At 39.4% G+C, this 9,562-nt stretch carries 12 protein-coding genes; 11 read left to right on the top strand and 1 reads right to left on the bottom strand.

Features of this window, described 5'->3' with window-relative positions:
* Window positions 1-269: peptide-methionine (S)-S-oxide reductase (locus Q0K96_RS14525; protein ID WP_297334702.1), on the bottom strand; the 269-nt coding region annotated here is incomplete at its 3' end.
* 134 nt (window positions 270-403) lie between these two features.
* Between Q0K96_RS14525 and Q0K96_RS14520 the strand changes: the two genes are divergently transcribed.
* The 11 genes from Q0K96_RS14520 (at window position 404) to Q0K96_RS14470 (ending at window position 9,386) form a co-directional block, all read left to right on the top strand.
* A complete protein-coding gene (locus tag Q0K96_RS14520) occupies window positions 404-1,069 on the top strand; it encodes an ABC transporter ATP-binding protein (RefSeq protein WP_297334704.1) in 666 nt (221 codons plus the stop codon).
* Window positions 1,069-2,712, top strand: a complete 1,644-nt coding sequence (locus Q0K96_RS14515) for a hypothetical protein (RefSeq protein WP_297334701.1) — start codon at window positions 1,069-1,071, stop codon at window positions 2,710-2,712. Before Q0K96_RS14520 ends, Q0K96_RS14515 begins: the two co-directional genes overlap by 1 nt.
* A 42-nt stretch (window positions 2,713-2,754) precedes the next feature.
* Complete coding sequence (locus Q0K96_RS14510) at window positions 2,755-3,519, top strand: TIGR02757 family protein (protein WP_297334703.1); 765 nt, start codon at window positions 2,755-2,757, stop codon at window positions 3,517-3,519.
* Window positions 3,520-3,590: 71 nt separating this feature from the next.
* Entirely contained in the window at window positions 3,591-5,051 is a 1,461-nt protein-coding gene (nhaC, locus tag Q0K96_RS14505) for a Na+/H+ antiporter NhaC (RefSeq protein WP_297334700.1), read from the top strand.
* Window positions 5,052-5,138: 87 nt separating this feature from the next.
* Entirely contained in the window at window positions 5,139-5,870 is a 732-nt protein-coding gene (locus Q0K96_RS14500; protein ID WP_297334699.1) for a class I SAM-dependent methyltransferase, read from the top strand.
* A 1-nt stretch (window position 5,871) separates the two neighbouring features.
* The gene (locus Q0K96_RS14495) at window positions 5,872-6,603 is read left to right on the top strand and encodes a ZIP family metal transporter (RefSeq protein WP_297334698.1); all 732 of its coding nucleotides are present in this window, start codon (window positions 5,872-5,874) and stop codon (window positions 6,601-6,603) included.
* A 22-nt stretch (window positions 6,604-6,625) separates the two neighbouring features.
* Window positions 6,626-7,441: an N-acetylmuramic acid 6-phosphate etherase gene (gene murQ, locus Q0K96_RS14490; RefSeq protein ID WP_297334697.1), complete on the top strand. Its 816-nt coding sequence runs from the start codon at window positions 6,626-6,628 to the stop codon at window positions 7,439-7,441.
* Complete coding sequence (locus tag Q0K96_RS14485; RefSeq protein WP_297334696.1) at window positions 7,428-7,643, top strand: DUF6095 family protein; 216 nt, start codon at window positions 7,428-7,430, stop codon at window positions 7,641-7,643. The genes murQ and Q0K96_RS14485 overlap by 14 nt, the downstream gene beginning before the upstream one ends.
* A gap of 6 nt (window positions 7,644-7,649) precedes the next feature.
* On the top strand, window positions 7,650-8,237 hold the full coding sequence (locus Q0K96_RS14480) for a DUF1572 family protein (RefSeq protein ID WP_297334695.1): 588 nt from the start codon (window positions 7,650-7,652) through the stop codon (window positions 8,235-8,237).
* Complete coding sequence (locus Q0K96_RS14475) at window positions 8,234-8,605, top strand: DNA topoisomerase IV (RefSeq protein WP_297334694.1); 372 nt, start codon at window positions 8,234-8,236, stop codon at window positions 8,603-8,605. Before Q0K96_RS14480 ends, Q0K96_RS14475 begins: the two co-directional genes overlap by 4 nt.
* Before the next feature lie 4 nt (window positions 8,606-8,609).
* The gene (locus Q0K96_RS14470) at window positions 8,610-9,386 is read left to right on the top strand and encodes a TerC family protein (protein WP_297334693.1); all 777 of its coding nucleotides are present in this window, start codon (window positions 8,610-8,612) and stop codon (window positions 9,384-9,386) included.
* Window positions 9,387-9,562 lie beyond the last annotated feature (176 nt).

Below are 9,562 nucleotides of genomic sequence, written 5' to 3'. Positions count from 1 at the left end.
CCGCCACAAACCTCTTTATAAGTGGGGTTTTCGGTTTTACCGCCAATATAGCCGGAAACCACCTTCTCCACTCCTTTTATATCTGTAAAAAATGCTTCAGTACACCAAAAACATCCACCTGCAAAAATGGCTGTTTCCGTTTTTTTGTTTTCCATAGTGTTTATGTTATTAGTTTTATTGTCACTTACATTTTCCTGCTTATCCTTTTCAGGTTTAGCCTGGCAGGAAAAAGATACTATTGCTAAAAATAGCGCCAATGCTTTGCTCATGCTTTCCAAAATTAATGATTAGAATATTTAAGAATAGTCCGGTTAACTAAACTTTACAATTATATACGAAATATTGTGCCAAAAAAGATTTTATCCTTATTTAAAATGTTTGTTTCTTTGTGAAAACAGCGCAAATGATACAGGCACAAAATATACATAAACACTATGGCGACCTTCATGTGCTAAAAGGGGTTAGCCTTCACATAAAAAAAAGCGAAATAGTTTCTATAGTAGGTGCCTCGGGTGCCGGTAAAACAACCCTTCTGCAAATACTTGGTACTTTAGATAAACCTTCAAAAGACAGCAATGCTTCATTATCAATAAATAATGAAGATATACTTGCTATGAAAGATAAAGCACTTTCGCGTTTCCGTAACCTTCAGCTTGGTTTTATTTTTCAGTTTCACCAGTTGCTACCTGAATTTTCCGCATTAGAAAATGTATGTATTCCCGGCTTTATCGCAGGAAAATCAAAAAAAGAAACAGAAGCCGAAGCTAAAAAATTGCTTGATTACCTTGGCCTTGCGCACAGGATTAACCATAAACCGGGAGAACTTTCGGGCGGAGAACAGCAACGTGTGGCTGTAGCGCGTTCACTTATAAACAACCCTGCTGTAATTTTTGCGGATGAGCCATCGGGCAATCTGGATACTGCATCTGCAGAAAACCTTCATAAGCTGTTTTTTAAGCTGCGTGACGAAATGGGACAGACATTTGTAATTGTAACCCATAACGAAGAACTGGCTAATATGGCCGACCGTAAGCTGGTAATAAGTGACGGGCGTATAATTAACCAATAATGCTGCTGATACTGGCATACTGGCTGTTCCTGCTTATAATAACATTGCCATTTGGGGTGTTATTGCAGAAGCTTTGCGGTATTAAGTCAGCTAATATATGCCTTGCAGTATTATTCGGGTTACTTTTCCTTTGCTTTGGCTTTACAACAGCATCATTATTTACTGCTCTTAATATTTATGTTTTAGGGATAGTAGTACTAATTGCTATTAGCTTGTATTACATATATCGTAAGGATATTAAAACAATTTTTGGAAGTAGTATGCTAAAATTAAAAACGCTACAGCCTTTTCAAAAATACATACTGCTGTTTTTCATATTTGCCGCAGCACTAAAAAGTGCCCAGGTACCTTTTGTGATAGATAACGAAAGCTATTACATACAAACCATTAAATGGGCAAATGAATTTGGGTTGCTAAAAGGCCTTGCCAACCTGCATATATTCTTGGCTCAGGCTTCGCCCTGGCATATACTGCACGCAGGGCTTAACCTGAATTTTACCGGTTTATCTTTTAATGACATTAACGGTTTCATCTTTCTTGTAACGCTCACGTATGCTATAACAAAACAGGAAGCTCTTAAAAGTTGGTTGGGTTTATTGCCTATGTTATCGGTTTTTTACTTTATGTTTTTAGATGCCCCCTCACCTGATTTGCCATTGTTGTGTATAATACCCTGTATGTTATGGCTTTATACCCAAAATAAAGTAGATAACTTTAAAGCTGCCCTTTTACTATTTGCCTTTGCAGTTTTTATTAAAGTAACAGTAGCGCCATTGGCCCTGCTTTTTTTACAGCAACTTATCAGGAAAAAGCATTTTGCATTTTTTTCAATAGTGGGGTTAAGTGTGTTTATATTGTGGGTAGTTAAAAATATAATTGTTTCAGGTTATCCATTATATCCGTTAACTATACTATCTGTAGATGCAGACTGGAAAGTACCTGCTGAAATACTTAACACCATAAATACTACTGCCGATAAGAATGTTTATGGTACCGCTGCCGGCGCAGGCATGTCAGAAAAACTTATAAGTTGGTTCACCATGTCCGGAATGAAAGGATTGCTGAATAAAGCCATAGTACTGTTGTTGGTTATCATGCCCTTTCTCAAAACCATCAGGCTACACCCCACATACAGGCTTGCCTATGGTGCCATTCTTGCCCAGTTTGTTATATTGTTATTGATATCACCACAGTTCAGGTTTTTTTTACCTGTAGTTGTGTTCTTACTGCTTTTACTTGCATACAGAGTATACGAAGCTATTGATAATCGCTACTGGGCTTACAAAATTGCTGTTTCAGCAGGGGCTTTGGCTGCTGTAATACTCATAACCAATATTAACTACGGCGGGGTTACCAATAACCGTTTTCATCAGGCATCTGCCGGATTTCGATTCTCACAGCTATACATTCCTGAACCTGTAACACGATATCCTGACATTGGGTATAACAAACTGAAATCGGGAAATATGGAGTATTACTCACCTTCACAGAATTTCTTTCTATACGGGACAGCTAATGGCCCACTGCCCTGTGTAAACAGCGCACAGTTGCGCTATTTTGAAAGGAAAACAGGCTACATACCGCAACTGAGGAATGATAACGCTATTGAATCGGGATTTAAGTCGGTAAAAACTTTAAGATAATAATTATTTTGAGGTTGGTATCTTTGCAGTATGAATTTGAAAATGGATGCTGCCGAACTTAAAGCTTTTCTTGACGAAAAGGTGTTACTTTACAACAAGCCTGATTTTATAGAATCTGACCCGATCCAAATTCCGCACAGCTTTACCCTGAAAGAAGATATTGAAATAGCAGGCTTTCTGTCTGCAACCATTGCGTGGGGCAATCGCAAGATGATTATAGGCAACGCCCGCAGGATGATGGATTTGATGGGCAACAGCCCCTACGATTTTGTTATGGGGCACAGCAGTCACCATTTAGAATCGCTTAATGGTTTTGTACACCGCACGTTTAATGGTGCCGACTTTTCTACATTTATAGCCGCACTTCGCAATATATACACTAATCATGGCGGGCCTGAAGCTGTTTTCAGGAAAAACTTAAATGACAACAGCCTTCAAAAAAGCATAAGTGAGTTTAAAAAAGCATTCTTTGAAATAGAACACCAAAACCGGACACAAAAACACGTATCGGACCCACTCTCCGGTTCAGCTGCAAAGCGAATTAATATGTATTTGCGCTGGATGGTACGCCAGGATAAAGCAGGTGTTGATTTCGGCATCTGGAAAAGCATACCTGCCTCTGCCCTTTCCTGCCCGCTTGATGTACATTCAGGTAATGTGGCGCGAAAGCTGGGAATTCTTTCACGCAAACAAAACGATGCAAAAGCATTATCCGAACTTGATATACAATTAAGGCTTATGGATGCTGCCGACCCGGTTAAGTATGATTTTGCGCTATTCGGTCTTGGGGTTTTCGAAAAATTTTAATGACTTCTGCCCTGTTTTAGCGCATTAACATAATTTTCTTAAATTGCAGGCTTTAACCTCTGCAACACTAAATGGAAAATACTCCCGTAACTACTCCTAATAAGAAAAAAGAAATAGGCCTTGCTGCTGCACTAATACCTGTTATAGCGCTAATAATTATTTTGTATTATAATGTTCGGGTTTTTGGTGACAATGCCTTAGGCGGCTCTAACCAGTTTGTGTTACTTATAGGCGGCGCTATAGCCGCTATAGTCGGGTTTGCTCATAAAATACCTTATTCTAAAATGATGGAAAAGGTAAGCAAGAACATAAAATCTACAGCTGGGGCAATATTAATTTTATTGCTTGTGGGCGCGCTTTCGGGCACATGGCTCATCAGCGGTATTATACCTGCGATGATATACTACGGTTTACAAATACTTAATCCGGATTTCTTCCTGCCGGCATGTGTGCTTATATGCTCTGTAATATCTATTGCCACGGGCAGTTCATGGACAACCTCTGCAACTGTTGGTATTGCGCTTATAGGTATAGGTGACGCAATGGGCATGAACCTGGGCATGGTAGCCGGTGCTGTAATTTCAGGGGCTTATTTTGGCGATAAGATGTCCCCTCTGTCAGATACTACCAATCTTGCCCCGGCAATGGCTGGCACCGATTTGTTTACACATATACGCTACATGGCGTTAACCACAGTGCCAACCTATGCCTTAACATTGGTTTTGTTCATAATACTGGGGCTAACACAAGAAACATCAGGCCCTGCCGATACGCCCGGAACACTTACTGCCATTACAGAGAGTTTTACCATTAACGGCTGGCTGTTTATAGTGCCGCTTGTAGTAATAGGGCTTATCGTAAAAAAAACAGAACCACTTATAGCCCTGCTATTAGGTACGCTTTTAGGTGGCTTTTTTGCTGTATTTTTTCAACCTGAGCTTGTAGCAAAATTGGGAGGCAGCGATATGCTTACATTCGAATCTGCCTATAAAGGGGTAATGAATGCCATAACGGTAGAAACCACCGTAGAAACGACTAATGAAACCCTGAAAGGGCTTTTTACATCGGGTGGCATGCAAAAAATGATGGGCACAATATGGCTGATAATATGTGCAATGGTTTTTGGTGGAGTTATGGAAGCTATAGGTGCACTAAAAACCATTAGTAATGCCTTGCTAAAGGTTGCAAAAGGCATCTTCGGGCTGTTTGCCAGCACCGTTACAAGCTGTGTGATACTTAACGTAACGGCTTCTGACCAGTATCTTGCCATAGTGGTTCCCGGCAAAATGTTCTCTGAAGCGTATAAAAACAAAGGCCTTGCCCCGGAAAACCTGAGCCGTACGTTAGAAGATGCCGGTACGGTAACATCGGTACTAATACCGTGGAATACCTGCGGCGCTTACCAGTCGGGCGTGTTAGGAGTTGCAACGCTTGAGTACCTGCCGTATGCGTTCTTTAATATCATAAGCCCGTTTATGACGCTTATTTTTGCTGCATTTAATATAAAAATAAAAAGGTTGCTTAAAGTATAAAGCTATTCCTGTCATTGCAATCTATTATAAAAATATTAAGCCTCGCTTTAATATTAATTAATAAATTTGCAGCTACAAATAATTTACATGCACAACGAAAACTGTAACTGGTTTGCCTCGTGGTTCGACACGCCTTATTACCACATACTATATAAAGACCGTGATTATGCCGAAGCACGGTTGTTTATGGACAATCTTACCAATTACCTTAATCTGCCTGAAAATGCCAAAATACTCGATCTGGCCTGTGGCAAAGGCAGGCATTCTGTTTATCTTAACGAACTTGGATATGATGTTACCGGGGCCGACCTATCGGAAAACAGCATAAAAGAAGCATCCAGATTTAGCAATGAAAAGCTACATTTTAAGGTTCATGACATGCGCGAGCCGCTTGATGAAAAGTTTGATGCTATTTTTAACCTCTTTACCAGCTTCGGTTACTTTGAAAATGATGAAGATAACCTTACTACATTGAAGGCAATATGCAAAAGCCTTAATGAATATGGCCTGGCGGTAATCGACTTTATGAATGTGCATCATGTGATTGACAACCTTGTTCCTGAAGAGGTGAAAACCGTTGACGGCATAGCATTCAATATAAAACGATATGTTGAGGAAAACCATATAATAAAGGAAATTGCTTTTGAAGATAAAGGAAAACAATTCTGCTTTAAAGAGAAAGTAAAAGCCCTCACACTTGAAGATTTTGAAGCCATGATGGAGGAAGCAGGTATTTACCTGCTGGATGTTTTTGGTGATTATAAGCTGCGCAAGTTCTACAAAAACGAATCAGAACGTTTAATAATGATTTTTAAGTAACATGATATACAGCCTGCCTTTACTATCGGTTATACTGGGTTATCTTGCTGCACTAATCTTAAAGCCAACCAACCGAAAAAACCTTAAACTGTTACTTGCATTTAGTGGTTCCTTCCTGTTGTCGCTCACAGTTATGCATTTACTTCCTGAAGTTTATGAAAGTGTTGCGCACGCGCATGAAGGCCACGGGCATGAACATGGGCACAACCACAACAGCCCTATTGGGATTTTTATAATGGGAGGTATTATTTTCCAGATAATACTGGAGTATTTCTCTAAAGGTGCAGAACACGGCCATGTGCACGGCAGCGGGCACGACCATAGCCACAGTCATAGTAGCAGTATGCCCTGGCTTTTGTTTATAAGCCTTTGCACCCATGCCCTTTTAGAAGGTATGCCGGTTACACACCATCATGACCTTGCCTGGGGAATTGCCATACACCACTTCCCTATTGCCATAATATTAACAGCTTTTTTTATTAATTCAGGATTAAGCAAGACAGCCATTTTCCTGTTCATGCTTGCTTTTGCGGTAATGACACCGCTTGGCACACTTGTTTCGGGTAACCTTGAATTCATTAGCCATTACTACACAGAAATTTCCGCCGTTGTTGTAGGTATTTTATTTCATATATCATCTACTATTATATTTGAAAGCAGTGAAGGGCATAAATTTAATATGGCAAAGCTCCTTGTGATAATATTAGGTATTATTATGGCATATTTTCTATAATTTTGATGAAATAAACTTTTGTATGTCCTTTATACGCACAACAGAACAAAGCTCAAATTACGATAACCTGGAGCAGATGCCGGTTGCAGAACTGCTTAAAGGCATAAACGCCGAAGACAAAACTGTTCCTCTTGCGGTAGAGAAAGCGCTGCCTCAGATTGAAGCCCTTACAAACCAGGTTGTTGAAAGGATGAAAAATGGAGGAAGGCTCTTTTATATTGGTGCCGGAACCAGCGGAAGGCTCGGTATTGTTGATGCATCGGAATGCCCCCCTACCTTTGGCGTTCCGTTTAACCTTGTTGTTGGACTAATTGCAGGCGGTGATACTGCTATTCGTAAAGCAGTTGAGTTTGCAGAAGATAACCGCGAACAGGCATGGAAAGATTTAGAAGAATATGCTATAGATAATAAAGATATTGTTATCGGGATAGCCGCTTCGGGTACTACACCTTATGTAATTGGCGGACTCGAAATGTGTAACAAAAATGGTATAGCCACAGGCTGTATCACCTGCAATACAGGCAGCCCCTTAGCACATACTGCACAATATCCTGTAGAAGTGGTTACCGGCCCGGAGTTTGTTACGGGGAGTTCGCGCATGAAAGCAGGAACGGCACAAAAACTGGTACTTAACATGATATCTACCACTGCCATGATACAACTTGGGCGTGTTAAGGGTAACAAAATGGTTGATATGCAACTAAGTAACCATAAACTGGTGGGTCGTGGCACAAAAATGATAATGGATGAACTGAATATAACCGAAGAGGAAGCTGCCACACTACTGGAAAAACATAAAAACGTAAGGAAGGCGATAGAAAGTTATGGCAACAGATAGAAAATTACTAATGAAAGGCGTAGGTTATATGGCCTGGGCTGTACCGCAGTTTTTTCTGGGGCCTGTAGTTATCTATAATGCCTGTATGAATAAAAACCACCCGCTGTTTATACCTGTATTCGGGCTTGGGGTAATATTCTGTTTCCTGGCAATAATGCTTATGGCTTTAGGACTTAAAACTATAATGAAAAGTCTTGACTAACTGGTTATGGATATAGCATCGGCTTACATAGAAAGTATAAAAAAGCAGTTCTGGTACTACAAAACCATCGCTGAAAAAGCCATAGACCAGCTTGAAGAAAGTCAGCTATTCTCTCAATTGGGAAATGAAAATAACAGCATAGCGATTATTATAAATCATCTTTATGGCAATATGCTCTTGCGCTGGACAGATTTCTTAACTACCGACGGCGAGAAAGAATGGCGTAACCGCGATGCGGAATTCGAGAATCCTCCTACAAGCAAGAGAGAACTCATGTTGCGCTGGGAAGCAGGCTGGGCATGCCTTTTTAATGCGTTGGAAGAGATTACCCCGGATAATTTAACCACAATTATCTATATCCGAAATGAAGGGCATACAGTTACAGAAGCCATTAACAGGCAACTTGCACATTACCCCTATCACATAGGCCAGATTGTTTTTGCTGCAAAACAGCTGAAGAATGCTGAGTGGGAAAGCCTTTCTATACCTAAAAATAAATCGGCTGAATATAATACTGAAAAGTTTGCTGCAGAAAAGCAGCAGCGCAATTTTATAGATGAAGCACTAAACAAACTAAGAAAACGCGGTGTATGAAAAAGCTATTATTAATTTTACCTGCTTTATTTTTGGTGTCCTGTTATAATAAGGAGCGCAACTGCAATAATTTTAAAACAGGTAAATTTAAGTTTGAATATGAAATTGATGGCGAAAAAAAAGTTACGTTTTTTGAACGTACAGATTCGCTTGAAATTGAAACCTTTGAAGGTAAAACAGATACTGCCCGTGTAAGGTGGGTTAATGACTGTGAATATATATTGCAGAAAATGAAGCCTAAAAATATGCAGGAGGAAAAAGCCATACACATGAAGATACTTACCACAGAAAAAGACTCTTATACATTCGAATTTTCTGTTGTGGGCAATACAAATAAACAAAAAGGAACCGTTACTAAACTAAATTAATTTTATGGAATTTTTATCGAACCCGGACACATGGATCTCTCTGTTGACTCTTACATTCCTCGAAATCGTACTGGGGATAGACAACATTATTTTTATATCTATTGTAACAGGCAAGCTTCCTGTTGAAGACAGAAAAAAAGCCACACGGATAGGTTTATTTTTAGCTATGTTCATGCGTATAGCCCTGCTATTTGGTATATCATTGCTTATTGCGATGAAGGCAGCATTATTCAGTATCGACTGGGGCTGGTTCAGTGCCGATTTTACCGGGCAGGCAGTGATACTGTTCCTCGGGGGGTTATTCCTAATCTATAAAAGTACAAAAGAAATTAATCATAAGGTAGACCACAAAGGTGAAGAAGAAAAAGATCTGGGCAGTGCAGCTCGAAAATCTTTTTCTAATGTTATTATGCAGATATTGCTTATAGACCTAATCTTTTCTGTAGACTCTATACTTACTGCGGTTGGTATGACAAACGGGCTGCCGGGAGCATTATATATAATGATTACTGCAGTAGTAATATCGGTTGGAGTCATGATGCTATTTGCAGTACCGGTAGGTAACTTTGTAAACGCTAACCCATCAATACAGGTACTTGGCCTTGCTTTTCTTATACTTATCGGGTTTATGCTTATAACAGAAAGTATGCACCTTTCTCACGCTCAGCTTGGGGGGCAGCATGTAGGAGCTATACCTAAAGGCTATCTTTATTTTGCTATCGCATTCTCATTAGCAGTTGAATTTATCAATATGAAAATGAGGAAGAAACAGGGTGCTTAAAAGTATTCATATACAAATAAAGAGCTGTCTATATAGGCAGCTCTTTTTGTTTAACCTGAAATTAGAAAATTAGTAGGCATCTTGTTTAAAATCCCTTAAAATAACAATTAATAAGCTGAAAAATAAGTATTTATATAAAATAAACAGTAGTTAATTATTTCTTATAATTTCTTTAA

It is taken from the genome of Flavobacterium sp. (genome assembly GCF_024305175.1).
Lineage (GTDB): Bacteria > Bacteroidota > Bacteroidia > Flavobacteriales > Flavobacteriaceae > Flavobacterium.
This window is presented reverse-complemented; position numbering and strand designations above follow the sequence as displayed.

Bases quoted from the DNA above. Each gene is read 5' to 3' on its own strand.
- murQ (WP_297334697.1), top strand. From the start codon at position 6,626: ATGTCCTTTATACGCACAACAGAACAAAGCTCAAATTACGATAACCTG.
- Q0K96_RS14470 (WP_297334693.1), top strand. From the start codon at position 8,610: ATGGAATTTTTATCGAACCCGGACACATGGATCTCTCTGTTGACTCTT.
- Q0K96_RS14515 (WP_297334701.1), top strand. From the start codon at position 1,069: ATGCTGCTGATACTGGCATACTGGCTGTTCCTGCTTATAATAACATTG.
- Q0K96_RS14480 (WP_297334695.1), top strand. From the start codon at position 7,650: ATGGATATAGCATCGGCTTACATAGAAAGTATAAAAAAGCAGTTCTGG.
- Q0K96_RS14475 (WP_297334694.1), top strand. From the start codon at position 8,234: ATGAAAAAGCTATTATTAATTTTACCTGCTTTATTTTTGGTGTCCTGT.
- Q0K96_RS14520 (WP_297334704.1), top strand. From the start codon at position 404: ATGATACAGGCACAAAATATACATAAACACTATGGCGACCTTCATGTG.
- Q0K96_RS14495 (WP_297334698.1), top strand. From the start codon at position 5,872: ATGATATACAGCCTGCCTTTACTATCGGTTATACTGGGTTATCTTGCT.
- Q0K96_RS14485 (WP_297334696.1), top strand. From the start codon at position 7,428: ATGGCAACAGATAGAAAATTACTAATGAAAGGCGTAGGTTATATGGCC.
- Q0K96_RS14510 (WP_297334703.1), top strand. From the start codon at position 2,755: ATGGATGCTGCCGAACTTAAAGCTTTTCTTGACGAAAAGGTGTTACTT.
- nhaC (WP_297334700.1), top strand. From the start codon at position 3,591: ATGGAAAATACTCCCGTAACTACTCCTAATAAGAAAAAAGAAATAGGC.
- Q0K96_RS14500 (WP_297334699.1), top strand. From the start codon at position 5,139: ATGCACAACGAAAACTGTAACTGGTTTGCCTCGTGGTTCGACACGCCT.